This window comes from Nonomuraea sp. NPDC049028 (assembly GCF_043197735.1).
Classification (GTDB): Bacteria; Actinomycetota; Actinomycetes; order Streptosporangiales; family Streptosporangiaceae; genus Nonomuraea.
This window is the reverse complement of record NZ_JBICTR010000009.1, coordinates 124,235-149,653: the sequence shown is the minus strand read 5'-3', so window position 1 is coordinate 149,653 and position 25,419 is coordinate 124,235. Positions and strand designations below refer to the sequence as shown.

The following is a 25,419-nucleotide window of genomic DNA, read 5'->3' as shown; positions in this document are numbered from 1 at the left end:
AGAAACGTCAGCCACCCAAAAAGCCGACGATGTCCCGGTCTCCCCGCTCCCGCAGCCGCGCCAGCACCTCATCACGCGTCGCTGTGTCCGGCAACCCGATGCGCGCCCCGATCAACCGCAGCCCCTCCAACTCCGAGGTGACGGGAGCGGTGTAGCCGATCAGATAGAGCGCCCGGTTCAACGGCGGCATCCCCGGAGCCGCCGCGGGCAGGTAGCGGGTCAGCAGCTCGCCCCCGTCGGACACGGTGAGGAAGACGTGGTCGCCCTCCCCGGCCTTGAAGTCCGCCAGCACGTTCCTGATCGACCCCATGGTCGGCTGGTTGTGCCAGCTGATCACCACGTCCCCGGAGGGTGTCGCGGCCGTGAGCTGCCCGCCGGGAGCCATCCCCAGGTACGCCGCGAACCCCGTCGGCAGCGGCGACCCCGATCCGCGCAGGTGCTCGGCGTTGACGTCGACGCGATGCCACCAGCGGCCGTCGCGGCTGCGGAAGCTGCGCCGGGTCTCCGACACGTCCCTGCGCGGCTGGTACGGCTCGGCCTCACCGGTCGGCGAGGTGCCCGCCACCCGGATCCAGCCCCGCTGCGTCCGCTCGAACCCGGGGCCGCCCGAGTAGGCGCGCACCGAGCTCTCGCTGACGTCGTAGCGGGAGGTGAGGTTCGAGACGATCGTGCTGACCGACGCCTCACCGCCGGCGCGCTCGATCTCCCTGGCGATCATCTCCCTGATCCCCAGGTATTCGTCGCCGCCCCATCTGGTCAGCCCGTACTTGTTCCGGTCCACGCGGCGGAACCGCTCGTCGGCGGTGAGCTGGTTGCGGATGCCGACCAGGCTGTAGTCCTCGCCGATGCGCTCCTGGATCTCCTCCGGCGTCATCGGCCGCCCGGCCACCGCCAGGACCGCCTCCGTCTTCTCGTTGATGCTGCGCGGCCACGGCACCACGTGCTGGTCCAGTACGCGCAGCTGCGGCACGGCCAGGATCCACCGCTCGGCCACGTCCTCGCGGATGCCGAGCTGTGTGACCATGGTCACGGCCTCGCCTATCGGCCGCGGCCCGTCGGTGAACAGCTGGCGCGTCTTCTCCCTCAGCTCGTCCGCGCCGCCCGCGATCAGCCAGTCGTCGGCCTGCTCGTACCCGGTCAGCAGCGTGCGGACGAACCGCCAGGCGGGGATGCCCAGCGTGCGCAGCTCGCCGCGGTGCCACGGCACGGCCGCGGCCAGGTCGTCGGCGGGTACGGCCGAGCCGAGCCGGCCGCGCAGCCAGGTGACGTGCGCGACGAGCGAGACCGCTTCCGGGCCGCCCAGCCAGGCTTCGACATGGTCGCGCAGGTCGCGTTCGATCTGCCGGATCCGCTCCCGCGTGACCGAGAAGCGCTGTGCCAGCTCGTCGAGCGTGGCCCGCTGCGAGGCGTACAGGCGGTCGCGGGCGATCGCCCGCTGCCGCTCGTCCAGCGCCGCGAACAGGCCGTCGATCAATTCGGGCAGCGGCTTGTCCGGCCGCGCCACGGCCGCGGCGACCGGCTCGGACGGAGGTTCGAGCAACCGCTCGAACACCCCGCTGAACAGCTTCTGCACGACGTCCTTGCCCAGCATCTCCGGCGTACGCTCGGCCTCGGCGGGGTCGGAGAAACGCAGCAGCGGCAGGATGTCGCCGATCAGCAGGTGCCCCCAGCAGGCCACGGCGAGATCGGCGAGATGGCCCGCCACGGTCTGCGTAGTGATGACGGCGCACGCGCGGTCGAGGGGGATCGTCTGCCACCACGCCTCGGGAAGCTGGGGCTCCTCCACGATCGGCGCTATCTGCACAGGAGAAGTCCAGCGCAGCGGTGGCGCGAGGTCGCTCAGGCTGAGGTTCATTGAGGTCCAACCGGCAATGGGAAGATATCCGCAGTTCAGACTATGTGATCAGAGCGACAGAAAAGGGCTACCTCTTCCTGAATGGGAGATATAGAGCATGGATCGAGCCCGCGTGCAGGCTACATACAGCATGCTCCGTTCCCGTTGCAGTGCTCTCGCCCGGGCCCCCGGTTCGTCGGGCGGCGGTTCGGGCACCACGCCCTCCGCCACGCCGATGAGCGCGACCCGCTCGAACTCCAGCCCCTTCAGATTCTGGAACGCCGCCACCCGCACGTCCGCCCGCCCGAGCGCCTTACGCGCCTCACGGACCAGCTTCGAGGTGCGCGCGCCGACGGCGATCTCATCGGCCGGGACACCGTCGTCCAGCCAGGAGACGACCGTGGCCACCAGCCCGGCCAGCTCCGCCTCCGGCGAGTCGTAGGCCCTGAGCACCGGCCGCTCGCCGTTGCGCAGCGCGCGGAACCCGTACAGCGGGGACATGCCCTTGACCAGCCCGTCGGCGGGACTGCCGCCGCGCAGCCGGACCGCGAACGACAGCAGCTCCTGCGGCAGCCGGTAGGACACCTTGAGCGTGTGCTGCAGAGCCGGGATGCCCACCGAGCCGAGCGTCACGCGCGTGTCGGTGATCCGCTGGTGCGGGTCGCCGACGATGAACAGGTCGTCGTGCGCCCGCGGCGCCACCGCCCGCAGCAACCGCCACTGCGACGGGCTGATGTCCTGCGCCTCGTCCACCACGACGTGCCGGTACGGCTTGCGGCCCGGCTCGATGTCGTCGAGCAGGTCGCCGGTGGCCCTCGACAGCAGCCGGAGCGCCTCGTCGGTCAGCTCGGCCAGCGTACGCGCGCCGGGGCCGATCAGCGCCGGGCGCCGGCCCTCCGCGCTGGCCACGATGCGCATCGCCAGCCGCTCGGCGTTGTCCACGTCGACCCGCTTGCGCGTCACCCCGTCGTCGATCAGCCGGTCGAGCCGGTCTGACAGATCCTCGCCCAGTCCCTGCGAGTACGTCACCAGCAGCACCGGCCCGCTCCCGTGCGCGGCCAGATGGGCCGCCCGATGCAGCGCGATGATCGTCTTGCCGGTGCCCGCCCCGCCGATCACCAGCACGGGGTGCTCGTAGCGCGCGGCGCGGGCCAGCCGGTGCTGTTCCGGACGCGGGAAGGCGCACCATTCCGGCGCGTCGAGGATCCGTTCCAGCTCCACCTTGTCCGCGGCGAACACCGCCCGGTCCGGACTGCGGCGCAGCGCCGCATGGAAGTCGTTTACATCGATGCGGTCGGCATCCGCGTCCGTGGCGCGGCAGGTGTCCAGCTCCCGCCAGGCTTCGGCGAGCGTGCCGCCCCGGGCCAGCACCGCGAGCGGCACGTGCTGGGTCGGGGGGAGCAGCGGTTCGAGCGCCTCCACGTCGGCCTCGTTGCTGATGAGCCGCACCAGCGGCAGCGCGCGTACGTCGATGCCCAGCGCGAGCAGATCACCATCGCAGATCGGGGCGAACAACCCCGAAGCACTCGCTGATCGCCGTAACGCGGGCTCGACTCGTTCGAGCGCTTCGGCGTCCCACTCCTCGACGACGCCGATCACCGGGTTGATCCCGTAGCGGTAGCGCTGCGCGTACGACCAAGCCTCGGGGTCCGGGAGCACGGTACGCAGCCAGTACACGTCCCGCTGGCGCACCACCACGCCCCGGTGGCCCGAAGTGAGGCGGAGCGTCGCGATCCGCGGGTCCCTGGCACCCCTGACCCGCTCGGGGTGCGGGGCGCCCGAGACGTTCAGCAGCAGGCGGCGGAGTGCGACCACGGCGTCCCTGCGCACCGGCTGTGCCAGTGCGCTGAGGTCCCGGGGGAAGTCCGGGGCGATCGCCAGCCGCGGCACGGCTCAGTCCAAGAGTTGCAGCAGGTCGCGGTCCCCGCGTTCGCGGAGCCTGGTGAGCAGGTCGGGCAGTCCGACAGGTCCGGTCATCCCGATCCTGGTGGCGATCACTCTGGCGGCCTGGTCGCGGGTCCCGCCGGGGGCGGTGTAACCGACCAGGCGCAGCGCCTTGGTGATCTTCTCGGCCCCCTGCGCGGCCACCGGCAGGTGCCTGGCCCGCAACACGCCCTCGTCCGACAGCGTGAGGAACAGGTGCCCGCCCTCCTTCGCGCCGACGTCCGCGAGCAGCCGCTCGACCGATTCGAGCACCGGCCTGCCGTGCCAGACCATGGTCAGCTCGCCGGCCGCGCTCCGCACGGTCCTGCTCTCTCCCGGCGACAGTCCGAGGTACGTGGCGAACCCCGTGGGCAGCGCGCACTCACCGCCGCCGAGTTGCTCGGCCGTCACGTCGATCCGCAGCCACCACCGGCCGTCCGGCTGGCGGAAGCACCGCCTGGTCTGCGAGACGTCCTTCAGCGGCTGGTACGGCTTGGCCGGCTCGTTCGATGCCCCGTTGCCCTCGCCCACCACGACCTCGGCCGGAGCGAACGCCTGGAACTGCGGCGTCCCCGGCGGCGGCGACGGTATCGGGGGCACCTGGGCGAACGCGGACGCCGGGGGGACCTCAATGATCTGCGGCTTCGAAGGAGCCGGCGGCTCAGAGGGCCTGGCGGGCGCCTCCGACGGCAGCGTGGCCAGCACGAACTGCCAGGCGGGGACCTCCAGCGCGCGGATCTCCCGGGCGTGCCAGTCGGCCGCGCCGATCAGCTGGTCCCTGGGGGCGGCCGGGCCGATCGTCCGGCGCAGCTCGTCCAGATGCGCCCGGTACGGGGCCGCCTCCTCGCTGGCCAGCCACTGGCCGAGGCGGGCCCGCAACTCGGTCTCGGTGGCGGAGATGTCGGCGGGCGGCACGGCGAACAGCTTGGCGAGCTGGTCCACGGCGGACGGCTGGTCGGTGAAGACCCGGTTCTGGGCGACGGCCCAGCTCTTGTCGTCCAGACCGGCGAACGCGGCCTCGATCAGCTCGGGCAGCTCATGTCCCGCAGGCTCCGCCGGCTCCGGCTCCTCTGGTTCGGCCGCCTCGAAGTCCGGTGTGTCGTACTTGGGTTTCGCCTCTTCGGGAGCGGGCTCAGGCTCAGGTGCGGCTTCGGCGTCCTGCGGTTCCGGCTGCGCGCCCTCGGCTTCGAGCGCGGCGGCCTCCTCGGCGGCGGGCTCCGGCGCGGGCTCGTCGGCGGCGTCCAGGACGGGCTGGGGCTCGGGCTCGGGCTCGGCGGCCTCGTCGACGACCGGCTCGTCGTCGGCGTCGAGCACCGGCTCCTCGGCCTCCACGGCGTCCTCGGCCTTGTGAGCGGCCACCGCCTCTTCGGCGTCCGGCGCTTCCTCGCGCTCCGGTGCCTGCTCGGCGATCGGTGCCTGCTCAGCGACCGGGGTCTGCTCGGCGACGCGAGCCTCCTCGACGACCGGCTCGGCGCTCGGCGGCGCCTCCACAGGCAGCGCGACCGGCACAGCCTCGGGCGCGAGGGCAACCGGGGCCGGGGCTGAGGCTGGGGCGGATACCGGCGCCGACGGGCGCTGGAGCTGGGGTGCGAGGTGTACCAGGGCCGCGGAGAACAGCGTGTTGAGCACCGGACGCGCCTGGATGAACGGCTGGTCCACCAGCTCCCTGCCGGTCAGCGCGAGCAACCCCGACCACGACCCGGCGCGGTCCAGCGCGATCGCCACCTGCGGCTCATCGGCCTCGTCCGGATCCAGGACGTGCAGCGCCGGCAGCACGTCGCCCACAGCGGCGGCCGGCCAGTGCTCAAGCGCGATCTCCGTGAGCAGCTCGGCCAGCGGCTCGGGGCCGATGGCCGCGAGCACGAGCGGCATGGGCAGGCTGCGCCACCAGGCGTCCGGAAGCTCCGGCTGCCCGGTGAGCAGCGTGATCGTGGACGCGTCGCTCCACCTCAACGGTGGTACGAGGTCGCTCAGGCAGAAATTCATCCCGTTCCGTTCACCAGCCCCTCACGCCGCCGTGTCGTCGCAAGGCTCCTCAACTTCGTCAGCGGTGCAGCCTTACTCTCTCCGCCACTCTTTCCGCCGCCCACGAACAGACCATAGTCCGGCAAAACTCCCCTACGCATCATCCACTACGTATCAGCGCCGGACGGCGGCGAAGCGTAGACGGACGTAGTCGGCCATCCAGCCCGTCTCCCTGCGCAGAGCGGGTGCGGCGAGCTCGTTGACCCGCTGGAGCAGCGGCTCGACGATGTCCTTCGGCAGCCCCTCGATGACCGAGGACGCGAACATGCGTACCCAGTCGGCGGCCCCCTGCGGGCACTCCTCGAGCGGCGTCGGCCGGTCGAAGTACTCCAGCAGCCGGACCACGAAGCCCTCCTGCTCCAGCCGGCGGGCGTACTCGGCCGGCGTGGGGAAGTACCAGGGCAGGTCGGGCTCGCGCAGACCGTACTCCCGCCAGGCGGTGTGCATGGCGGCGGTGAGCTCCGCGCAGTTGCCCGCGCCGCCCATCTCGGCCACGAACCGGCCGCCGGGCGAGAGCGCCTCGTGCACGTTGGCGATGACGGAGACGGGGTCGCGGCTCATCCAGTGCAGCGCGGCGTTGGAGAAGACGGCGTCGTAGGCCAGCGCCACGCTGAAGTCGTGCCCGTCGCCGACGATGAAGTCGACACCCGGATAAAGGGCCAGGGCCTTCTCGATCATGGCGGGGGAGCCGTCGATCCCCAGGACGTCGGCACCCCGCGACGCGATCTGGGCGGTCAGCACCCCGGTGCCGCAGCCGAGGTCGAGCACGCGCTCTCCCGGCCGCGGATCGAGCAGGTCCACCAGGGGCGCGCCCTGCGTCGAGACGTAGCCGAAACTGCCGTCGTAGGCGCGACTGCTCCACCGCTCCAAGCTCGGTGTGTCGTATCGCAAGACGATCAGCTCTCATTCGTCAGACAAGGGCCCCCTGTGGCCGTGCTGTCTGTTCACTTTAGAGGTTGATTGTCTCCGCGACATATCAAGTCACAATGGTCTCATCGCACACTTTGCGTCCATCGCTTCTTGAGGTAGGACTTTCCGGCATCTGTCTGCGGAATCGTGAGGAGCACCGGCGGCCCGGGGGCGACGGGCATTTTGGCTGCCTGCTCGGCGTCGAGCGTGCCGCGCATCAGCATCGCCTCGCCGCGGGCGGGGCGGGCCCAGCCCTTCTGCAGGAGGTTCTGGCCCTCGTCGGAGAAGAGGAACTCCTGCCAGAGACGGGCCGCGGCGGGATGTGGCGCGTCCTTGCTGATCGCCTGTACGTGGTAGTCGCCGAGCGGCGCGTCACGCGGGATCGTCACCTTCCACGCCTCCGCGTCGCGGGCGCTGCGGGCGGCGTTGAGATGGTCCCAGTCCACGATCACGTTGGCCTTGGCCGGATCGGTGAGCCGGCCCGCCTGCTTGAGCTTCGCGAACAGCTCGACACCGCGCTGCGGCTGTGGCACGCCCGACACCAGCGAGGCGGCCATCACGCCGTCGAAGGCCGCCGCGGAGTGCAGCGGGTCGCCGTCGAGCGCGACCAGGTAGCCCGGCTTGGCGGCCAGATCGGCGAAGGAGGCGGGGGCGGGGACCTTGCGCCGGTCATAGCCGAGCGACATGTAGGCGCCGTAGACGCCGTACCAGGCGCCCGCGGGGTCCTTGATGTGGTCGGGCAGGTCCTGCCAGCCCTGCACCTTGTACGGGGCGAACTTGGCGGCATCGGCCACCGCGACGTCGAGGGTGAGGTCGAACACGTCGGGTTTGAGCTGGGCGGCGGCGTCGATCTCGCGCCGGCTGCTGGCGCCGGGCTCGAGCTCGTTGACCTTGATGCCGTACTTGTCGGTAAAGGCGTCGATGATCGCGCCGTAGTTGACCCAGTCCCGGGGAAGCCCGATCACGGTGAGCGAGCCTTCCCGCTTGGCGGTCGCGGCGAGGTTGTCGAGGGTCGTGAAACCCTGCTTCATGGAGGCGGCCTTGACGTTCACCGGCGGCAGCGGCTTCTCGGCCGGGGGCGACGACACGCCGCATCCGGCGCTTGCGATGAGGACGGTTACGGCGGCGCAGATACGTACGGTCACACGACGAATACTCGCCGTTACTTCCGTTCAGGTCGAGGAGGCGCGGCCGGAACGACCTTGGCCGCCACCAGCACCTCTTCGGAGATCTCCACCAGAGTGCCGTCCCTCTTGCGGACACGCAGCACGCCGCCGTCCCAGGATTCGAGAATTCCGACGGCGTCACGGAAGCCTTCCGGAACCCGTCTGCGGGTGGTGATCCGGGCGCCGACGTCAGCGGTTGTGATCGCGATCACGAGGCGAGCGGCCACGAGTTTGCCACCCTCCGTTTCGGCCAGTTGGCAAGCACGGCAATACTAGGGCTAGCAGACCGCCGTCAGAGTCATGCCATGGTGCGGAGAGAAGGAGCTCGAGGTGACCTACGTCATCGCGCAGCCTTGCGTGGACGTCCTGGACAAGGCGTGCATCGAGGAGTGCCCCGTTGATTGCATTTACGAGGGCGAGCGCATGCTTTACATCCACCCCGACGAGTGCGTGGACTGCGGCGCTTGCGAGCCAGTGTGCCCCGTCGAGGCCATTTTCTACGAAGACGACCTTCCCGAGCAGTGGAAGGAGTACTACAAGGCGAACGTCGACTTCTTCGAGGACCTGGGTTCGCCCGGTGGCGCCTCCAAGGTCGGCAAGATCGACAAGGACCACCCGGTCATCGCCGCGCTGCCGCCGCAGGCTGAAGAGCACTAGCCCGCACCCCGCAGCGGGGCGCCCGAACGGCGGGCCCCGCTGCCGGGCGTACGGCGCGCACGCCTGAGAGGTGGAGACGTGCACGCCTGAAACCTGGAGAACCGTGAACAACCTGCCCGACTTCCCCTGGGACCGGCTGGAGCCGTACAAGGCGCGTGCGCTGGCCCACCCCGACGGCATCGTCGACCTGTCGGTCGGCACGCCCGTCGACCCGGTGCCGCCGCTCGTCCAGAGCGCGCTCGTCGAGGCCGCCAACAGCCCCGGCTATCCGCTCACCCACGGGACGAAGGCGCTGCGCGAGGCCGCCGCCGGCTGGCTGCGCCGCAGGCACGAGGTCACCGTCGAGCCGAGCGACGTGCTGCCGCTGATCGGCTCGAAGGAGTTCGTCGCCTGGTTGCCCAGTTACCTGGGCGCCCGGCGGGTCGTCTTCCCCGAGCTGGCCTATCCCACCTACGACGTGGGCGCCCGGCTGGCCGGAGCGGAGGCGACCGCCTCCGACGGCCTGCTCGCGCTGGGGCCCCAGCACGTGGACCTCGTCTGGGTCAACTCGCCCGGCAATCCCACGGGCCGGGTGCTGCCCGTCGAGCACCTGCGCAAGGTGGTGGCCTGGGCGCGCGAGCGCGGCGTGGTCGTCGCCTCCGACGAGTGCTACATCGAGCTGGGCTGGGAGGAGCGACCCGTCTCCATCCTGCATCCCGACGTCTGTGAGGGCTCCCACGAGGGGCTGCTCGCGGTCCACTCGCTGTCCAAGCGCTCCAACCTGGCCGGTTACCGCGCCGGGTTCGTGACCGGCGACCCGGCTCTGGTCAAGCGGCTCCTGGAGATCCGCAAGCACGCGGGGATGCTCATGCCGGCCCCCGTACAGGCCGCCATGACGGCCGCGCTGGGCGACGACGCGCACGCCGAGGAGCAGCGCGAGCGCTACGCCAGGCGGCGCCTCCAGCTGCGGCCGGTGCTGGAGAAGGCGGGCTGGAGCATCGAGCACTCGACCGCCGGGCTGTATTTCTGGGCGACGGACGGGACCAGTTCCTGGGAACAGGTCAGTAAGCTCTCCGAAATCGGTATTTTGGTTGCTCCGGGGGAATTCTACGGATCGGCAGGTGGGCGGCATATCCGCATCGCCATGACCGCCACTGATGAACGCATCAGTGCGGCGGTGCGCCGCCTCCAGTAGGATCCCCCGCGAAGCAGGGCACACATAAGTTGATAACGGCGTTTGCTGAGGCAGACCGCGAGTGGAGCGAGCTGATCGATGAGCATGACCTTCGTGGTCGTACTCGGGCTGAGCATCGCCACCGTCCTCCTGCTGCTGGGTGCCTTCCTGGCCACCATGCGCCAGGACAGGAAGGGTCGCGCGACCGCACAGCCGGTCGAGATAGCGGCCACCGAGGCCCCACTGCCGGCACCGGTGAGCATGTCCGGGTACACCGGATCCGACTATGTCGATCCCCGCACCATCAAGGTCGGTGACCGGATAGAGGTGCACGGATCGCCCGCGCGGGTCCTCGGCGCCATGTACATCTCGTGGCAGGGCATGCAGTGGGTCGAATACCGGCTGCGTGACAGCTCCCGCCGCATGCAGTGGCTGTCGGTGCAGGTGCGGCAGGCCGAGGGCGAGCCGTCGCACCTGGAAGTACTCATCTGGACCGAGGTGCCCACCGAGGGCATGGTGCCCGCCAAGAGCATGCTGATCATGGAGGGCGTCGAGTTCCATCCGATCGAGCGGGGCACGGCCGCGTTCAGGTCGGAGGGCAACACCGGCAACGCCGAGCGGGGCCTGCTCGACTTCGCCGACTACCGCGCCTCCGACGGGCGGCTGCTCTCCTTCGAGCGGATCCAGGGCGGCCGATGGACGGCCAGTTACGCCAGGCCGCTGCCGCCCGGCTCGATCAGCATCGTCAGCCGCGCCACTTCCTAAGGCGGATCGCCTAGGAGATGTCCACCTTGCTGTCGGTCGCCTTGCCGCCCGACTGCCAGCCCTCCAGGTTCATGTCGTTGGTCCAGGTGGCGCCGTTGAAGCCGACGTGCTTGAGTCCGTACTTCTGCGCGTGGGCCACCGACCATGCGGCGATCAGCCAGCCGCGCTTGCGCGTCGAGATGGACGGGTCGCCGAGCGCCCGGGCGAGCTGGCGCCGCGCCTCGGCGGTCTTGGCCTGGGGGGCGGGCGTGCCGGTCTTGGGCGGCGGATACCAGCAGTGCACGGCCTTGGGGACACGCCCGGTGAACGCCGCCGCGAGGATCTTGGCGTCCTCCTCGTGCTGGGCGTAGGCGTAGCCGCCCGCTGAGCGCTGCACGGCCTGGGCGGCGTCCTCCAGCGGGATCTTCCGGTAGTTCTTGACCTTGACCAGCGCGGCGAAGAACCGGTTGGTCGCGTAGACGGGGTCGAGGAGCTGCTTGCGCTTGCCCCACCCCTGCGATTGGCGCTGCTGGAACACGCCGACGGAGTCGCGGTCGCCGTAGTCGAGGTTGAAGAGCTTCGACTCCTGCAGCGCGGTCGCGTAGGCGATCACCACCGCTCGTTCGGGCAGCTTGCGGCGCTCCGCGACGGCCGCGATGGTGGCCGATATCTGGGCCTGCTCGATGTCGAGATCCCGGTCGCCCACGGGGGTCTTGACGCTGCAGTGGGCTTCCGGAATGGCCAGCGGCTGCGTCTTTTTGAGCAGGTGATAGAGGCCGACGGAGATCCCCACCGCGAGCAGGAGAACGATGACCGCGATGGTGATGACTCCGCGGGAGAAGCGCAGGCGCACGCTGAAAAACCTACCCGGCCAGATAAGCTCCGTGGCCATGAGGCACGTGAGCGGTGTGTCACCGATCGTATCCGCGGTGGACGAGCTGTGGGCGCGTCGCGAGGAGCTGTCCCCCCGCGACCTCGACGCGCGCAAGGTGGTGGTGAGCGCGATCGACCTGCTGGACAGGGGACAGGCGCGGGCCGCCCGGCTGTCCGACGGCGAGGTGGTCGTGGACGAGCGGGCCAAGCGGGCGATCCTGCTCAGTTTCCAGGTGCTGGGCCTGGCCAGGTCGCAGGTGGGCGACTTCCAGCACCACGACCGGCATCCGCTCAAGACCACGCTCGACGGGGTGCGGGTGGTTCCGGGAGCGATCGCGCGCTGGGGCTCCTATCTGGCGCCCGGCGTGGTGCTGATGCCGTCGTTCACGAACATCGGCGCGTACGTCGGCGAAGGCACGATGGTCGACACCTGGGCCACGGTCGGCTCCTGTGCCCAAATCGGGAAAAACGTTCATTTGTCCGGCGGTGTGGGGATCGGCGGTGTGCTGGAGCCGCCCAACGCCGTGCCGGTGATCGTGGAGGATGACGCGCTCATCGGCAGCCGTGCGATGCTGGTCGAAGGCGCCCGGGTGGGACGCGGCGCCGTCATCGGGGCGGGCACGATCCTGTCGGCCTCCATCCCGGTGATCGATGTGCAGACCGGCGAGGAGCTGGCCCGCGGCCGCGTACCCGACTGGTGCGTCGCCGTCGGCGGCACCCGCCAGAAGGAGTTCCCCGGCGGCACGTTCGGGTTGCCCTGCGTGCTGGTGATCAAGCGCCTGGAGCCGGGGCAGCGCCACGACAAGGCAGCGCTCAACGAGGCGCTGCGCGAACACGGAGTGAACACCTGATGCTGGACCTGACGCAGGACGTACGGACGCTGACCGCGGCCATCGTGGACATCGAGTCGGTGAGCGGCGACGAGAAGACGCTGACCGACGCGGTCGAGCGGGCGCTGGCGGCGTTGCCGTACCTCAAGGTCGACAGATCGGGCGAGACGCTCGTCGCGCGCACGGAGCTGGGCCGCGCCGAGCGGGTGCTGATCGCCGGGCACCTCGACACGGTGCCGGTCGCCGGTAATCTGCCCAGCCGCGTCGAGGGCGACCTGCTCTTCGGCTGCGGCACCTCGGACATGAAGGCGGGGGTGGCGGTCGCGCTCAAGCTGGCGGCCACCGTGCCCGCGCCCAACCGTGACGTCACCTATGTCTTCTACGACTGCGAGGAGATCGAGGCCGAGCGCAACGGGCTGACGAGGGTGGCGCGCGAGCACCCCGACTGGCTGGCGGCCGACTTCGCGGTGCTCATGGAGCCCACCGACGGGGTGATCGAGGGCGGCTGCCAGGGCACCCTGCGGGCCGAGATCACCGTGACCGGCAAGCGCGCGCACAGCGCCAGGTCGTGGCTCGGGGTCAACGCCATTCACGGCATCGAGCCGGTGCTGGCCCGGCTCAACGCCTATGAGGCCCGGCAGCCCGTGGTCGACGGGCTCGCCTACCACGAGGGTCTCAACGCGGTCGGCGTGCGCGGCGGCGTGGCGGGCAACGTGATCCCGGACGAGTGCGTGGTCACGGTCAACTACCGGTTCGCGCCCGACCTGTCGATCGAGCAGGCGCAGGAGCACGTACGCGAGGTGTTCGACGGGTTCGAGGTCCGCTTCACCGACGGCGCCCCGGCGGCGCGGCCCGGCCTCACCCACCCGGTGGCGGCGGCCTTCACCGCCGCGGTCGGCGGCGCGCCGCGGGCCAAGCTGGGCTGGACGGATGTCGCGCGCTTCTCCACACTGGGGGTGCCGGCGGTGAACTACGGTCCCGGTGACCCGAACCTGGCGCATCAGCAGGGGGAGTACGTGTCGCTTCCGAAGATCGTGGAGAGCGAGCGGGCTCTGCTGAACTGGCTGACAAAGTGAAAGTGGCTTTCCTCGCCGGCCATTTGGCGGGGAAAGCCACTTTCAGTCCCGAGCAGCACCCTCGGCAGTTAGACGCAGGCAGGTCGAAATCTGGTTCCTGCTTCTTACAAGATTTTTTACGCGGGTTCTTAGTGCCATCTACCAGGGCATTTGCCGCAGAGGCCCTCTAACGGGTGACTAGTCCTCGTTGTGCGCGGGGTCGCCCGGCGTTGGGCTAGCGTGACCGCATGGAACAGACACGTCCGGAACGCCGTCAGGGGCAGGCCGTGATCCGCGGCAGTCTCGCGCTTCAAACCACCCATGATCAGCGGCTGCTCGACCGTCAGGGCCCCGCCGACTGGGTGCACATGGACCCGTGGCGAGTGCTGCGCATCCAGGCGGAGTTCGTGGAGGGATTCGGGCAGCTGGCCGAGCTGCCCCCGGCGGTCACCGTCTTCGGCTCCGCCCGCACGCCCGAGGGCTCGGCCGACTACGGCATGGGCCGCGCGCTCGGCCGTGCGCTGGCCCAGGCCGGCTATGCGGTCATCACCGGCGGCGGCCCCGGGATCATGGAGGCGGCCAACCGGGGTGCTCTGGACGTGGCGGGCGGCATGTCGGTGGGGCTCGGCATCGAGCTGCCCTTCGAGCAGAAGATGAACGACTACGTGGACCTCGGCATCGAGTTCCGCTACTTCTTCGTCCGCAAGACGATGTTCGTCAAATACTCGTGCGGCTTCATCGCGCTGCCCGGTGGGTTCGGCACGCTCGACGAGCTGTTCGAGGCGCTCACGCTGGTGCAGACGCAGAAGGTGACCTCCTTCCCCGTCGTGCTGATGGGCTCGGAGTTCTGGGGCGGCCTGATGGACTGGATCAAGAGCACGCTCCTGGACACCGGCAAGATCGCTGAGCAGGATCTCGGCCTCATCACCATGACCGACGACGTCGAGGAGGCCGTACGCCTCATCGTCGACGCCGACCTCAAGCGGTCCGAGCAGCTCCGGGAGGAGAAGAGCGCCGTCGCCGCCCAGCCGGCCGAGCCCCAATAAGCTCAAATATGTGAATATCTGCGTGTTTTGCGCCTCAAGTCAGAAGATTGACGAGAAATACCTCCAACTCGCCACAGAGGTCGGCGTCGAGCTCGCCCAGCGTGGCCACACGCTGGTGAGCGGCGGCGCCACCGTCTCGTGCATGGGCGCCATCACCGCCGCCACCCGCGCCTCCGGCGGCCGCACCATCGGCGTGATCCCCCAGGTCCTGGTCGACATCGAGGTCGCCGACACGGGCTCCGACGAGCTGATCGTCACCACCGGCATGCGCGAGCGCAAGGCCGCCATGGACGAACGCTCCGACGCCTTCCTCGTCCTGCCCGGCGGCATCGGCACGCTGGAGGAGCTCTTCGAGATCTGGACGGCCCGCGTCCTCGGCATCCACGACCGTCCGCTGGTGATCCTCGACCCGTGGGGCCTGTACACGCCGCTGCGGCAGCTCATCGAGAACATGTACGACGCGGGCTTCACCCGGGCCAACGTCTTCGACGCCATCTCCTGGACCACCACGGTCGAGGAGGCGTTCGCGCACCTGGAGGCCACCAGCACGCCGGTTCGGCCCAGCGTCGAGGAGCTCGGCGAGGCCACCGGCTGACCCGTCCCGGGGAGTCCCAAGACGTAACAGGCGCGGCAAGTGCGGGACTCGTGCCTCGATCGTATGAGTACGATGCCAATGTGCTGGTCGTACTCGCCATTGCCGCGCTCGCCATTCTGGCCTGCGTGGTCCTGGTCTCCCTCGGAAGGGGCGGGGAGCTGACCGAGTTCCCGCCGGATGTGCCGCCTCTCGACCTGCCCGAGCCCGGGCAGCTCACGGCGGTGGACTTCATGGCGCTGCAGCTGCCGGTCAACCTGGTCGGCTACCACACGCAGAGTGTCGACGAGACCCTGCGCAGGGCGGCGACGGCGATCAGCGCTCGGGACACCAGGATCGCGGTGCTCGAACAGCGGGTCTCCGAGCTGCTGTCGAGCCGGCTGTACGCGCGCCAGGAGGTCTACGCGGCTCCTGGCGCCGGCCTGCGCACCGACCACGAGCCACCGGCCGCGCCCCGGGACCTCTCTCAGGAGGGGGACTCGGCGGCCGAGCCGCACGACCTGGGAGACCAGCACGCCGAGCCGCCCACGGACGAGCCGCAGGACGCGTCGGCGATGCCCGACCAGCAGGACGTCGCGGCAGAGCCGGACGCTGTGGTGAAGCCGGAAGACGACGCCACGCCATCCGAGGCGCCGGCCGATCGCACGGCCGCGTTCGACGCCTCGGCCGCGGCAACGGAAGACGAGCCGGTCCGCGACGGTGAGCTGGTTCGCGATGGTGAGCCGGTCGCGGTCCAGCCGAGTGACGACGGGGAGCCGATCGCGGCCCAGCCGAGCGACAAGGGGCTGGAGCGCGAGGGTGAGCCGGTGCGGGTGGCGCCGGGCGAGGACAGGGACGAGAGCAAGTGACGCAAGTGCCCGAAGTGATCCGCTGTACCTGGCCAGGGATGGCGGACCCGATCTACATCACCTACCACGACGAGGAGTGGGGCCGCCCGGTCCGGGGCGACGACGGTGTCTTCGAGCGGGTCTCCCTGGAAGCCTTCCAGTCGGGCCTGTCGTGGCTGACGATCCTGCGCAAGCGCGAGAACTTCCGCGCCGCCTTCGACCAGTTCTCCATCCCCAAGGTCGCCGCGTACACCGAGGAGGACGTGACCCGGCTCCTCGGCGACCCCGGCATCGTGCGCAACCGCGCCAAGGTGGAGGCGACCATCGCCAACGCGCGGGCCGCGCTCGACCTGCCCGGCGGTCTGTCCGACCTGGTCTGGCAGTACGCCGACGCCGAGTCCCCGGTCCCCAGGTCGATGACCGACGTCCCGGCCATCACCCCGGCCTCCAAGGCCCTGGCCAAGGACCTCAAGAAGCGCGGCTTCAGATTCGTCGGCCCGACCACCGCGTACGCCCTCATGCAGGCCATCGGCCTGGTCAACGACCACATCGAGGGCTGCGTCGCCCGGCAGCAACAGCCCTGACAGTCAGCGGCCGCGGAACGTCGGCGGTTCCTTGGCCAGGAAGGCCCGCGTGGCGTCGAGGTGGTCCTGGGTGGCCACGCACTCGTCCTGCAGGTCGGCCTCCACGGCCAGGGTCTCGGGCAGCGAGTGCGTCGCGGCGTAGGCCAGCGCCTGCTTCGTGGCCGCGAACGCCCTGGTGGGCCCCGCCGCCAGTCGTACGGCCAGCTCATGGGCGGTCTTGAGCACGTCGTCGGCGGGCACCACGCGCGTGACCACGCCCAGTTCGAGCGCGCGGGCCGCGCCGAGCGGCTCGCCGAGCAGCAGCAGCTCGGTCGCCCGTCCCAGACCCACCAGGCGGGCCAGCGTCCACGACGCGCCCGAGTCGGGCGCCAGGCCCACCCCGGCGAACGCCATCGCGAACTTGGTCTTGTCCGAGGCCACCCGCAGGTCGCAGGCGAAGGCCAGCGAGGCGCCCGCCCCGGCGGCCACGCCGTTGACCGCCGCCACGACCGGCTTGGCCATCGTGGTGATCAGCTCGACGATGGGGTTGTAGTGCGCGCGGACCGTGTCGGCCAGGCCGCGGCCCGCCTCCAGGTTGTCGGCGTGCTCGCGCAGGTCCTGGCCCGCGCAGAAGGCCCGTCCCGAGCCGGTGAGCAGCACCGCGCGCACCTCGGGGTCGGCGGCGGCGCGGCGCAGCGCGTCGAGCAGGGCCGCCTTCACCTCGGCCGTCAGCGAGTTCATCGCCTCGGGCCGGTTGAGGGTGATGGTGGCGACGGCATCGGTCACGTCATAGCGGATCAAGGCAGCTCCCTGTCGACGAACGCGGCGGCCGCGGGCAGCAGGCGGACCGCCTCCTGCTCGAAGTAGGCCCTGGCCTTCTCGCCCGGCCAGGCGGACGGCAGCAGCTCCGGGGGGAGGCCGGGGTCCCGGAACAGGAAGTTGCGCCATCCGTGCACGAGTTTGCTCCTGGTCGCGAACACCTGATCAGCCGGGGCGCCGCCGGGCAGCGCGCCGACCAGAGTGACAGCTTCCGACAGCCAGTGCTCGTACGCCGCGCCGATGGCGGTCAGATCCCAGGCGCGGGCCACCAGCTCGCGCGGGTCGCCCTCAAGCGCCGCGTCGAACCTGTCGGCGCGCACGCCCTCGCCCTCCAGCAGGTTGTCCAGCTCGATCGACGAACGCGGGCCGATCCACGTCGTCTCCGACAGCGCGGCGTACCCCAGGAAGGTCAGGTCGGCGCGGATCCGTTCCCTGCGCGGACGGTCCTTGACCGGCTCGAGGACGATCAGGTGCCACCGGCCACGCCAGCTCAAAGTTCCGGCTCGGTAAATTCTCAAGGCGGCTTCGTCCAGACGTCTGACGCACTTCGGCGTAAGTCCGTAACCGGCGCCCTGGGGCAGCCTGACGGGCTGCAACCAGCCCTGCCGCACCATGCGGGAAACGGCCGTCCGCACGGCCGGGGCGGCGATTTCGAGGGGCTTCATGAGCCGTACGAGCGCGGCCACGGACGCCTGTCCACCGCGCGAGCGCAGGTGGTCTCCATAGAGGTCGAACAGAGCGGCGCGAGCATGCACGAAGTCCAGTTTGGCCGCCTTCGCCAGCATGGACAACGCATTCTGGGAGGAGATCGTTACCCATGAGCGCTCTCGATGCGGGAGAATAGGACATCACAGATGACGTGAATGCGTCGGCCATCCTCAGGGGCGGCCGGAAACCGCGGGCCGCGGGAGCCCAAGGCAGGAAGGGATGCACGCATGGCGGCGATGAAGCCGCGGACCGGCGATGGTCCGCTGGAGGTCACCAAGGAAGGGCGCGGCATTGTCATGCGGGTCCCCCTGGAGGGTGGCGGCCGGCTCGTCGTGGAGATTTCCGCCGACGAGGCGAAGGCGCTCGGCGAAGCGTTGAAGAACGTCGTCGGCTGAGAGCTCCCGAGACACAGGTCGTTCCACGGCCCTGGCGTGCGTCCGCGCCAGGGCCGCTGACGTTTGAGGGGGATTTCCGTGCCCATTGAGACCACGGCATCGGTGGTGGCCGACGTACCAGCGGACGTCGAGCTGCTCGCCGTGCCCTATGACGCCGATCTCGCTCCCGCCGTCGAGCTGGATCTGCACGTGCCGACGGCCGCCCTGTTGGCGCACTATGACGCCAACGGAGAGGCGGGTGAGGTGGTGGAGGTCCCGGTGGCGCGGGCGGACGGGGTCGGCCGGGTGCTCCTGTACGGGGTCGGCGACGGCTCGCCGCGCGCGCTGCGCAAGGCGGGCGCCGCGCTCACTCGCAAGGCCAAGGGCAGGGAAGCGCTGGTCGTGGTGACGCCGGCGGGCGACGTGACGGCCTTCACCGAGGCCGCGCTGCTGGCGGCGTACACCTTCAAGATCGGCGAGCCGGGCAAGCCGTCCGTGCGGGCGCTGACGTTCGTCGGCGCCGACGAGGGCGCGGTGCGGCGCGGCCAGACCGTCGCCCAGGCGGTGGCGCTGGCCCGCGACCTGACCAACACGCCCGCGTCGGTCAAGAACCCGCTCTGGCTGGCCGAGCGCGCGGCCGAGCAGGACGTGCCGGTACGCGTCTGGGACGAGGAGCAGCTGCAGGCGGGCGGCTTCGGCGGCATCCTGGCCGTCGGCCGGGGCTCGGCCAACCCGCCCCGCCTCATCCAGCTCTCCTACACCCCGCCCGAGCCGAGCGATCGGCATGTCGTGCTGGTGGGCAAGGGCATCACGTTCGACTCGGGCGGCCTGTCGCTCAAGCCGAACGAGAACATGAAGACCCAGAAGACCGACATGGCGGGCGGCGCCGTGGTGATCGCCGTCATCTCCGCGCTCGCCCGGCTGGGCGCGCCCGTGCGGGTGACCGGCCTGATCGCGGCGGCCGAGAACATGCCTTCCGGTACGGCCCAGCGGCCCAGCGACGTCATCAAGCACTACGGCGGCCGCACGGTGGAGGTGCTCAACACCGACGCGGAGGGGCGGCTGGTGCTGGCCGACGCGCTCGCCTACGCCGACGCCGAGCTCGACCCGGACGCGGTGGTGGACATCGCCACGCTCACCGGGGCGATCACCGTCGCGCTCGGCCGCGGCTTCGGCGCCGTCTACGCCACCGACGACGACCTCGCCCAGGGGCTTGTCGAGGCGGGGCAGGCCAGCGACGACCGGCTGTGGCGGATGCCGCTGATCGACGACTACGCGCCGGCGCTGGAGTCCTCGATCGCGGACCTGGCCAATGTCGAGAGCGGTTCCACCTATGGGGCCGGGTCGATCACGGCGGCGTTGTTCCTGAGGGAGTTCGCGGGCAAGCGGCCGTGGGCGCACCTGGACATCGCGGGCGTGGGACGCAGCACCGTGAACGAGGGCGTGCTCACCAAGGGCGCGACCGGGTTCGGGGTGCGCGTGTTGCTGGAGTGGCTGACGCGCTAGGACAACGTGTGTTTGGCGTTATGAGGGCGCTATGAGGCGGTCTTGACGGCGGCGAGCAGGCCGTCGCCCAGGGGCATCAACAGCGAGCGCAGGCGGTCGTCGGACTGCACCAGCTTGCCCAGTTCGCGTAGCGCGACCGTGTCGGGGTCGCGCTGCGCCGGGTCGGCCACGCGGTTGTGCCACAGGACATTGTCGAAGGCGACGATGCCGCCCACGCGCAGCAGCCTGACCGCCTCAGCCAGGTAGTCGGCGTACTCCTGCTTGGCCCCGTCGGCGAAGACCATGTCGTAGCCGCCGTCGGAGAGCCGGGGCAGTACGTCGAGGGCCCGGCCGGTGATCAGCCGCACCCGCCCGCCGGAGAACCCGGCCTCCGCGAACGCCTGCCTGGCCAGCCGCTGATGCTCCGGCTCCACGTCGACACTGGTCAGCGTGCCGTCGGGACGCATGCCGCGCAGCATCCAGAGACCGGAGACGCCGCAGCCCGTGCCGATCTCGACGACCGACTTGGCGTTGACGGCCGTGGCCAGGAAGCAGAGCGCCGCCCCGCCCCCGGGAAGGATGGGCGTGGCACCCATTTCCAGGCCGCGCAGGCGCGCCGCGTGCAGGATCTCATCCTCATGATGGAACTGCTCCGCATAGGCCAGAGTGGCCTCTACCGGACTGGTCATCGGCCTCCTCCCCCCACTTTCGTGCGATTGGTCACCGATCGCAGCCTAGGGGAGACACGCCGGGACGGGAACTCAAGACGGCCGTGAGGCGTTGCAGGTTTAAACGGGCTTTGCCGGTCCGGAAGGCAGGCAGTACGCACGAAGGGACGAAACCAGGCACTATGGCGGTAGCGGTGGTCCCAATGAGAGGAGTTCTGGTGGACGAAAGTGACCACCAGGCCGATACTCCCGTGTCTGACTGGACGCCTCCCACCTGGGAGGAAGTGGTGCGGACTCATTCCGCACGTGTATACCGGCTGGCGTATCGCCTGACCGGCAATGTCCACGATGCCGAAGATCTCACCCAAGAGGTCTTCGTGCGGGTCTTCAGGTCCCTGTCGAGTTACACCCCCGGAACGTTCGAGGGCTGGCTGCACCGGATCACGACGAACCTGTTCCTCGACATGGCGCGGCGCAAGCAGCGCATCCGGTTCGAAGGACTCGCCGACGACGCGGCCGAACGGCTGCGCGGGCGCGAGCCCTCACCGGCGCAGGCGTTCGACGACGCGCACCTTGAGCCGGACATCCAGGCCGCGCTCGACGCGCTCGCACCGGAGTTCCGGGCCGCGATCGTGCTGTGTGACATCGAGGGTCTGTCGTACGAGGAGATCGCGGCCACGCTCGGCGTCAAGCTGGGTACGGTCCGAAGCCGTATTCACCGTGGCCGGGCGCAGTTGCGGGAGGCGCTCGATCACCGGGCCCCCCGTAATTCCCAACTCCCCCCGCCATCATTCCCGTCGGGAACCCGTGGGGAGGAAGTCTGATATGTCGCATCTTGGAGAACGCGTTTCCGCGCTCGTGGACGGTGAGTTGAATCACACCGAACGCGACCGCGCTCTAGCCCATCTGACCTTCTGTGGCGACTGCAGGCGGGAGGTCGAGTCGATGCGGGCGCTGAAGTCGCGCCTGCGCTCGCTCGACGGCCCGGTGATGCCGGCCGATCTCACCATGTCGTTGCTGCGGATGTCCGAGCCCGGTGGCCCGTTGCCCCCCAGGGAGCGGCCTTTCCCTACCCGGACGTTCGGCGGAGTGCCCATCCCTGGGCCGCACAGCATCGCTCCGCTGGACAACCGCCCGCGCAGGGACGCGACTGGTGGCGGTTCGGGCCCTGGTCGCGGGGGTAGGCGGCGCGGCGCGTACGTGGCGGTCGGCGTGGTCTCCGCGGCCGTCGCGCTCGGCACCTTCTTCGCCGTCTCGGGGGTCGGTCAGAGCGCCCAGGCGCCGCCGGTCGAGCTGTTCGAGCAGGCGCGGCACACGCCCACTTCGTCGCCGACCACGACTCTGCCCACCGCCACGCCCTGATCTCACGCCCACTCTCAGGAATGCCTGGGATACTCGAGTGGCGTAGTCGACGGCGTCAGGGGCATACGATTTGAGTTCGGGAATCTGTCAGGTGTCCACATATGTTGGCTCATTGCCTGACAATTGCTTTACGACTCTCGTATGCCGTTCACGCCAGGATTGCGGTGTCCGAGGCAAGGAGTGGTGAGATCTAGATGACCGACGAGACGCGCCCACCAGAAGGACGCATGCCGTCGGACTTCCCTGAGCCACAGGGGCGGCCGGAGTTCCTGCCGGCCGACGACCAGGCCGAACAGTCTGGATGGCGGTCCGAGACGGCCTCCTCCGAGAGCGGCCGGTGGGGTGACCCGTCAGGCCGCCCCGGAGACACCGCGTCCTATGGCAGCCCCTCCTACCCGCCTCCGGCCTCGTACGCGGCTCCGGCCTCGGGCCAGGGACCGGCTGAGGAGCCACCGCCGCCCAACAGCACCCGCACCTACGAGAGCCCGTTCTTCGGCAACTCGGCGGGCCCGCCGCCGTTCGGTGGCGGCGCCAAGCGCCCGCCCCCGCCGCCCAACGCGCTCGGTATGGGCGCGGGCTGGGCGCCACCGCCCGGCGGCCTGACGTCGGCACCCGCTCCCAGGCGCGGCCCCGGCACGGGCGTCCTGATCGTCCTGGCGGTCGTCATCGCCCTGGTCGCCTCGGGGCTCGGCAGCGTCGGCACCTACCTGCTGACCAGGTCGGGCGGCAGCGGCACCAACCCTTCCTACAGCCTCGGCCCCATCCCGAGCGGCGCCACGAACCGGGCCCCCGACTCCGTCGCCGGAGTGGCCGCCCGCGCCCGGGCCAGCGTGGTCTCGCTGGAGGTCAACGCCAGCAGCGCCGAGGGCGTGTCGGGCTCCGGCTTCCTGATCAAGGACGGCTACGTGGTCACCAACAACCACGTGGTCGCCCCGGCCGCCAAGGGCGGCGACATCCAGATCATGTTCAACAACCGCAAGACCACGAAGGGCCGCATCGTCGGCCGTGACCCGGGCTCCGACCTGGCCGTGGTCAAGCCGGAGGAGACCTTCGGCACGCCCGAGATCACCCTCGGCAACTCCGAGGACGTGGTCGTGGGCGACCCGGTCATCGCGATCGGCTCCCCGCTCGGCCTCACCGGCACGGTGACGACCGGCATCGTCAGCTCCCTGAACCGCCCGGTCATCGCGGGCGACGAGAGCGGCACCAGCACCGAGGAGCCCGCCTACATCAGCGCGATCCAGACCGACGCCGCCATCAACCCCGGCAACTCGGGTGGCCCGCTGGTCAACGGCAAGGGCGAGGTCGTGGGCGTCAACTCCGCGATCGCCACGTTGAGCCGCTCCATGAGCAGCCAGGGCGGCAGCATCGGCCTCGGCTTCGCCATCCCGGTCAACCAGGCGCGCCGCGTAGCCGAGGAGATCATCACGACCGGCAAGGCCAAGCGCCCGAAGATCGGCATCGTCCTCGACAAGGACTACAAGGGCCAGGGCGTACGCATCGCCTCGGGCCCGACGGAGGGCCGGCAGCCGGTCGACGCGGGCGGCCCGGCCGCCAAGGCGGGCCTCAAGGCGGGCGACGTCATCATGGAGATCGACGGGCTGATGCTGCAGGACGGCAACGAACTGATCGCCCTGATCCGCAGCAAGTCTCCGGGCTCCAAGATCACCATCAAATACCAACGCGCCGGCCAAGACCGCACCGCCACCCTTACCGTTACTGCGGATGACACCCCGGCTCCGACGCCGTCCTGATCGTCCTGGTTCCTTCAGAATCGCCGTGTGGGTGCGCCTCTGCCAAAGGGGCGCTCCTCCGGTGGAGGTGGCCGGCCGCTGTGACGAGACGGTGCGACCGCTCTACGGCTTTTCACAGCTTTTACGGCAGGCACGGTGAGCCCCAACCGCCGTTCGGGGTCGGCCTCTGTCCAGGGAGACGCTCCTCCGGTGGAGGTGGCCGGGCGCCGTGACGAGACGGTGAGACCGCCCGCGTGGTCTTGCTGAACCGAGACGGGGGCTGGCGACCTGGCCGGGGCGGTTTGGCCTTAGTCTTGAGGGGTCGGGTTGTCCCCGGTTTGGTTGGACTGCGGTAGGAGCAAACGGTGTTCGGACTCGGGTGGATGGAGATCTGCGCGCTGGTCGTCATCGCGCTGCTCGTCTTCGGTCCCGACAAGCTGCCTCAGGCGGCCTCGCAAGCCGGCAAGACGCTGCGCAACCTGCGCCGGATGGCCAACAGCGCACGCGACGACCTGCGGGCGGGCCTGGGCCCGGAGTTCTCCAACTTCGACCCCAGCGACCTCAACCCCAAAAACTTCGTCCGCAAGCACCTGCTGGAGGACGAGGACGATTGGGCCAACAAGCCCCAGCAGCTGGAGCCCGTCACCACCTCTTACGATCCTGAGCCGGTCGACGAGCTGGGCTACGGCGAACTGCCTCCCTACGACGCGGAAGCGACCTGAGCCTGGGTACGGCGCGGTCGTCTACGACCGGACCTAGACCGTGGTGCCGACTCCTGGGAGTGCCGGGTGAGTCAGTCGGGTCCGACGGCGCGGTTCAACAAGGCCATGAGCTGCCGCAGTTCGCTGTCGGTCAGCGCCGCCAGCGGGGTCTTCTCCAGCGCCGTCCGGACCAGTTCGTCGCGGACCTCGCGGCCCTTGGCGGTCAGGACCAGGACGCGAGAGCGGCGGTCGGCCGGGTCCACGGCGCGCTCCACCAGGCCCCGGTCGGTGAGCTGGTTGGTGATGAAGGTCAGGTTGGGGGCGTTGCAATAAAGGCGTTCGGCCATCACCTTCATCGAGGGTGGCGGCTCTTCCGGGTCGATGGCCCAAAGCGCGTGGAACGTCGCCGGTGTCAGTTGGTGCCCGGCCAGCGCGTGCCCGATCAGGTCGTTGGTCCGCATCCAGATCTCGTGGGTCGCGGCCACCACCGCGGTGAGCTCGGGCGTGGTCATATCGCCATCCTATAGACGTTTCGCGAATTGAAGGATCGTACTAGCGTCGATGCTTCGGGGCTTGAAGCAGCGGCGGACTGGCGGGCGGCGGCGTCCCACCGGCCCCGTGTGCCCCTTCGGTCAGGCGTGGCACGACCGGCCCTGCGCCCCCAGCACCGGAGTGGGCGCCCGCACCCACGGAGCTGCCGCAGTTCCGGCGTCATCCGCATTCACCGCTTGAGCAATTGTCCTTGTCGTGCCGGACGATGAGCCCCCAGCCGGGCAGGGCGCGGCCGGGAATCCTCACGTGGTCGCGGCCGTTGTCAGCGATGTGGGGCCGATCGGGTCCCGCCCGGACGAGACGCGCCGTACCCGGCCTGCAAAGACGACGCTCCTTGAAAGAAAGGGGCTGTCATGGCCTGGGTCATGATCATTGTCGCCGGTCTGTTCGAGGTCGCCATGGCCTATTCGCTCAAGCACAGCAATGGATTCTCCGTGCTGCTGCCGAGCGTCGGCTTCTTCGTCTTCGCCGTGCTCAGCTTCGGCCTACTGGCATTGGTGCTCAAGAACCTCGAGATCGGTACGGCCTACGCGGTCTGGACAGGCATCGGTGCCGTCGGCACGGCCGCTCTCGGCATGATCGTGCTGGGAGAAGACGTGTCCCTCCTCAAGATCGTCTCGATCGCGCTGATCCTCCTCGGTGTTGTCGGTCTCAACCTGGCGGGTGGCGGCCACTGACGCCTTGGCACCAGGTGCCGGTCCGAGGCCCCCGGGGGCGTCGTCGCGGGCGCACACGCGCGTGGAGCTGCGCGGACGTGCGGTCATGATCCTTTCTAGTTCGCCGGTCTGCTCGCTAGGCATTTCTTCTCTACTCTGTGCTA

At 70.0% G+C, this 25,419-nt stretch carries 27 protein-coding genes and 1 riboswitch; of the genes, 16 read left to right on the top strand and 11 right to left on the bottom strand.

From position 1 onward, the window contains the following. Window positions 1-7 precede the first annotated feature (7 nt). The 6 genes from ACGFJ2_RS34225 to ACGFJ2_RS34200 all read right to left on the bottom strand — a co-directional run bounded on the left by ACGFJ2_RS34225 (window position 8) and on the right by ACGFJ2_RS34200 (window position 8,084). On the bottom strand, window positions 8-1,855 hold the full coding sequence (locus ACGFJ2_RS34225) for a sigma factor-like helix-turn-helix DNA-binding protein (RefSeq protein ID WP_357944207.1): 1,848 nt from the start codon (window positions 1,853-1,855) through the stop codon (window positions 8-10). A 48-nt stretch (window positions 1,856-1,903) separates the two neighbouring features. Beyond that, a complete protein-coding gene (locus ACGFJ2_RS34220; RefSeq protein WP_357944209.1) occupies window positions 1,904-3,724 on the bottom strand; it encodes a UvrD-helicase domain-containing protein in 1,821 nt (606 codons plus the stop codon). A 3-nt stretch (window positions 3,725-3,727) separates the two neighbouring features. Next, a complete protein-coding gene (locus ACGFJ2_RS34215; RefSeq protein WP_357944212.1) occupies window positions 3,728-5,743 on the bottom strand; it encodes a hypothetical protein in 2,016 nt (671 codons plus the stop codon). Window positions 5,744-5,896: 153 nt separating this feature from the next. Beyond that, window positions 5,897-6,673, bottom strand: a complete 777-nt coding sequence (locus ACGFJ2_RS34210; RefSeq protein ID WP_357944215.1) for a class I SAM-dependent methyltransferase — start codon at window positions 6,671-6,673, stop codon at window positions 5,897-5,899. A 101-nt stretch (window positions 6,674-6,774) separates the two neighbouring features. Next, window positions 6,775-7,836: an ABC transporter substrate-binding protein gene (locus ACGFJ2_RS34205; RefSeq protein ID WP_393475353.1), complete on the bottom strand. Its 1,062-nt coding sequence runs from the start codon at window positions 7,834-7,836 to the stop codon at window positions 6,775-6,777. Window positions 7,837-7,853: 17 nt separating this feature from the next. Next, window positions 7,854-8,084 carry a hypothetical protein gene (locus ACGFJ2_RS34200; protein ID WP_357944220.1) on the bottom strand — a complete coding sequence of 77 codons (231 nt, stop codon included), beginning with the start codon at window positions 8,082-8,084 and terminating at the stop codon, window positions 7,854-7,856. Between the two features lie 103 nt (window positions 8,085-8,187). On the opposite strand from ACGFJ2_RS34200, the gene fdxA reads away from it, so the two are divergent. From fdxA to ACGFJ2_RS34185, 3 genes are all read left to right on the top strand, one after another. Next, entirely contained in the window at window positions 8,188-8,514 is a 327-nt protein-coding gene (fdxA, locus tag ACGFJ2_RS34195; RefSeq protein WP_357944222.1) for a ferredoxin, read from the top strand. A gap of 103 nt (window positions 8,515-8,617) precedes the next feature. After that, on the top strand, window positions 8,618-9,688 hold the full coding sequence (gene dapC, locus ACGFJ2_RS34190; RefSeq protein ID WP_358179323.1) for a succinyldiaminopimelate transaminase: 1,071 nt from the start codon (window positions 8,618-8,620) through the stop codon (window positions 9,686-9,688). 78 nt (window positions 9,689-9,766) lie between these two features. Further along, a complete protein-coding gene (locus ACGFJ2_RS34185) occupies window positions 9,767-10,432 on the top strand; it encodes a DUF4178 domain-containing protein (protein ID WP_357944228.1) in 666 nt (221 codons plus the stop codon). 10 nt (window positions 10,433-10,442) lie between these two features. On the opposite strand, the gene ACGFJ2_RS34180 is transcribed toward ACGFJ2_RS34185, so the two are convergent. Further along, window positions 10,443-11,264 (bottom strand): hypothetical protein, encoded by an 822-nt coding sequence (locus ACGFJ2_RS34180; protein ID WP_393475348.1) that lies wholly within the window; start codon window positions 11,262-11,264, stop codon window positions 10,443-10,445. A 37-nt stretch (window positions 11,265-11,301) separates the two neighbouring features. Here ACGFJ2_RS34180 and ACGFJ2_RS34175 point away from each other — a divergent pair, with 37 nt between their 5' ends. The 6 genes from ACGFJ2_RS34175 to ACGFJ2_RS34150 all read left to right on the top strand — a co-directional run bounded on the left by ACGFJ2_RS34175 (window position 11,302) and on the right by ACGFJ2_RS34150 (window position 16,218). After that, window positions 11,302-12,135, top strand: coding sequence for a 2,3,4,5-tetrahydropyridine-2,6-dicarboxylate N-succinyltransferase (locus ACGFJ2_RS34175; protein ID WP_358179325.1), 834 nt, complete (start codon window positions 11,302-11,304; stop codon window positions 12,133-12,135). Beyond that, window positions 12,135-13,190, top strand: a complete 1,056-nt coding sequence (gene dapE, locus ACGFJ2_RS34170; protein WP_393475345.1) for a succinyl-diaminopimelate desuccinylase — start codon at window positions 12,135-12,137, stop codon at window positions 13,188-13,190. The genes ACGFJ2_RS34175 and dapE overlap by 1 nt, the downstream gene beginning before the upstream one ends. A 227-nt stretch (window positions 13,191-13,417) precedes the next feature. After that, window positions 13,418-14,215 carry a TIGR00730 family Rossman fold protein gene (locus tag ACGFJ2_RS34165; protein ID WP_393475342.1) on the top strand — a complete coding sequence of 266 codons (798 nt, stop codon included), beginning with the start codon at window positions 13,418-13,420 and terminating at the stop codon, window positions 14,213-14,215. A 10-nt stretch (window positions 14,216-14,225) separates the two neighbouring features. After that, a complete protein-coding gene (locus ACGFJ2_RS34160) occupies window positions 14,226-14,810 on the top strand; it encodes a TIGR00730 family Rossman fold protein (RefSeq protein ID WP_357944238.1) in 585 nt (194 codons plus the stop codon). 80 nt (window positions 14,811-14,890) lie between these two features. Beyond that, window positions 14,891-15,655, top strand: coding sequence for a hypothetical protein (locus ACGFJ2_RS34155; protein ID WP_393475339.1), 765 nt, complete (start codon window positions 14,891-14,893; stop codon window positions 15,653-15,655). A gap of 5 nt (window positions 15,656-15,660) precedes the next feature. Next, a complete protein-coding gene (locus ACGFJ2_RS34150) occupies window positions 15,661-16,218 on the top strand; it encodes a DNA-3-methyladenine glycosylase I (RefSeq protein WP_393476274.1) in 558 nt (185 codons plus the stop codon). Between the two features lie 3 nt (window positions 16,219-16,221). On the opposite strand, the gene ACGFJ2_RS34145 is transcribed toward ACGFJ2_RS34150, so the two are convergent. Both ACGFJ2_RS34145 and ACGFJ2_RS34140 read right to left on the bottom strand, forming a co-directional pair. Then, window positions 16,222-16,998 (bottom strand): enoyl-CoA hydratase-related protein, encoded by a 777-nt coding sequence (locus tag ACGFJ2_RS34145; protein ID WP_393475336.1) that lies wholly within the window; start codon window positions 16,996-16,998, stop codon window positions 16,222-16,224. Next, complete coding sequence (locus tag ACGFJ2_RS34140) at window positions 16,995-17,801, bottom strand: PaaX family transcriptional regulator C-terminal domain-containing protein (protein ID WP_357944246.1); 807 nt, start codon at window positions 17,799-17,801, stop codon at window positions 16,995-16,997. Before ACGFJ2_RS34140 ends, ACGFJ2_RS34145 begins: the two co-directional genes overlap by 4 nt. A 150-nt stretch (window positions 17,802-17,951) precedes the next feature. On the opposite strand from ACGFJ2_RS34140, the gene ACGFJ2_RS34135 reads away from it, so the two are divergent. Together ACGFJ2_RS34135 and ACGFJ2_RS34130 are read left to right on the top strand one after the other, a co-directional pair. Continuing rightward, window positions 17,952-18,119, top strand: a complete 168-nt coding sequence (locus ACGFJ2_RS34135) for a DUF3117 domain-containing protein (protein ID WP_020545024.1) — start codon at window positions 17,952-17,954, stop codon at window positions 18,117-18,119. A gap of 78 nt (window positions 18,120-18,197) precedes the next feature. Continuing rightward, entirely contained in the window at window positions 18,198-19,604 is a 1,407-nt protein-coding gene (locus ACGFJ2_RS34130; RefSeq protein ID WP_393475333.1) for a leucyl aminopeptidase, read from the top strand. A 29-nt stretch (window positions 19,605-19,633) separates the two neighbouring features. Here ACGFJ2_RS34130 and ACGFJ2_RS34125 read toward each other — a convergent pair whose 3' ends face one another. Then, window positions 19,634-20,272: an O-methyltransferase gene (locus ACGFJ2_RS34125; RefSeq protein ID WP_357944250.1), complete on the bottom strand. Its 639-nt coding sequence runs from the start codon at window positions 20,270-20,272 to the stop codon at window positions 19,634-19,636. Window positions 20,273-20,454: 182 nt separating this feature from the next. On the opposite strand from ACGFJ2_RS34125, the gene sigE reads away from it, so the two are divergent. The 4 genes from sigE to ACGFJ2_RS34105 all read left to right on the top strand — a co-directional run bounded on the left by sigE (window position 20,455) and on the right by ACGFJ2_RS34105 (window position 24,068). Beyond that, the gene (sigE, locus tag ACGFJ2_RS34120; RefSeq protein WP_372451219.1) at window positions 20,455-21,075 is read left to right on the top strand and encodes an RNA polymerase sigma factor SigE; all 621 of its coding nucleotides are present in this window, start codon (window positions 20,455-20,457) and stop codon (window positions 21,073-21,075) included. 1 nt (window position 21,076) lies between these two features. Continuing rightward, window positions 21,077-21,613 carry a zf-HC2 domain-containing protein gene (locus tag ACGFJ2_RS34115; protein ID WP_357651909.1) on the top strand — a complete coding sequence of 179 codons (537 nt, stop codon included), beginning with the start codon at window positions 21,077-21,079 and terminating at the stop codon, window positions 21,611-21,613. A gap of 194 nt (window positions 21,614-21,807) precedes the next feature. After that, window positions 21,808-23,367 carry a S1C family serine protease gene (locus ACGFJ2_RS34110; RefSeq protein WP_393475329.1) on the top strand — a complete coding sequence of 520 codons (1,560 nt, stop codon included), beginning with the start codon at window positions 21,808-21,810 and terminating at the stop codon, window positions 23,365-23,367. Between the two features lie 344 nt (window positions 23,368-23,711). Then, complete coding sequence (locus tag ACGFJ2_RS34105) at window positions 23,712-24,068, top strand: sec-independent translocase (protein ID WP_357944255.1); 357 nt, start codon at window positions 23,712-23,714, stop codon at window positions 24,066-24,068. Window positions 24,069-24,139: 71 nt separating this feature from the next. Here the strand turns inward: ACGFJ2_RS34105 and ACGFJ2_RS34100 are convergent, their stop codons facing one another. Further along, window positions 24,140-24,559, bottom strand: coding sequence for a MarR family winged helix-turn-helix transcriptional regulator (locus ACGFJ2_RS34100; RefSeq protein WP_357944258.1), 420 nt, complete (start codon window positions 24,557-24,559; stop codon window positions 24,140-24,142). A 308-nt stretch (window positions 24,560-24,867) separates the two neighbouring features. Then, window positions 24,868-24,933: riboswitch (guanidine-III (ykkC-III) riboswitch) on the top strand. A gap of 19 nt (window positions 24,934-24,952) precedes the next feature. Between ACGFJ2_RS34100 and ACGFJ2_RS34095 the strand changes: the two genes are divergently transcribed. Continuing rightward, window positions 24,953-25,276, top strand: a complete 324-nt coding sequence (locus ACGFJ2_RS34095) for a DMT family transporter (RefSeq protein WP_393475325.1) — start codon at window positions 24,953-24,955, stop codon at window positions 25,274-25,276. The last annotated feature ends 143 nt before the right edge of the window (window positions 25,277-25,419 follow it).

Excerpts from the sequence above, each read along its gene's own strand:
- ACGFJ2_RS34225 (WP_357944207.1), bottom strand. The coding sequence starts at position 1,855 with ATGAACCTCAGCCTGAGCGACCTCGCGCCACCGCTGCGCTGGACTTCT.
- ACGFJ2_RS34215 (WP_357944212.1), bottom strand. The coding sequence starts at position 5,743 with ATGAATTTCTGCCTGAGCGACCTCGTACCACCGTTGAGGTGGAGCGAC.
- ACGFJ2_RS34185 (WP_357944228.1), top strand. The coding sequence starts at position 9,767 with ATGAGCATGACCTTCGTGGTCGTACTCGGGCTGAGCATCGCCACCGTC.
- ACGFJ2_RS34175 (WP_358179325.1), top strand. The coding sequence starts at position 11,302 with ATGAGGCACGTGAGCGGTGTGTCACCGATCGTATCCGCGGTGGACGAG.
- dapE (WP_393475345.1), top strand. The coding sequence starts at position 12,135 with ATGCTGGACCTGACGCAGGACGTACGGACGCTGACCGCGGCCATCGTG.
- ACGFJ2_RS34165 (WP_393475342.1), top strand. The coding sequence starts at position 13,418 with ATGGAACAGACACGTCCGGAACGCCGTCAGGGGCAGGCCGTGATCCGC.
- ACGFJ2_RS34140 (WP_357944246.1), bottom strand. The coding sequence starts at position 17,801 with ATGCTGGCGAAGGCGGCCAAACTGGACTTCGTGCATGCTCGCGCCGCT.
- ACGFJ2_RS34135 (WP_020545024.1), top strand. The coding sequence starts at position 17,952 with ATGGCGGCGATGAAGCCGCGGACCGGCGATGGTCCGCTGGAGGTCACC.
- ACGFJ2_RS34125 (WP_357944250.1), bottom strand. The coding sequence starts at position 20,272 with ATGACCAGTCCGGTAGAGGCCACTCTGGCCTATGCGGAGCAGTTCCAT.
- sigE (WP_372451219.1), top strand. The coding sequence starts at position 20,455 with ATGAGAGGAGTTCTGGTGGACGAAAGTGACCACCAGGCCGATACTCCC.
- ACGFJ2_RS34115 (WP_357651909.1), top strand. The coding sequence starts at position 21,077 with ATGTCGCATCTTGGAGAACGCGTTTCCGCGCTCGTGGACGGTGAGTTG.
- ACGFJ2_RS34110 (WP_393475329.1), top strand. The coding sequence starts at position 21,808 with ATGACCGACGAGACGCGCCCACCAGAAGGACGCATGCCGTCGGACTTC.
- ACGFJ2_RS34100 (WP_357944258.1), bottom strand. The coding sequence starts at position 24,559 with ATGACCACGCCCGAGCTCACCGCGGTGGTGGCCGCGACCCACGAGATC.
- ACGFJ2_RS34095 (WP_393475325.1), top strand. The coding sequence starts at position 24,953 with ATGGCCTGGGTCATGATCATTGTCGCCGGTCTGTTCGAGGTCGCCATG.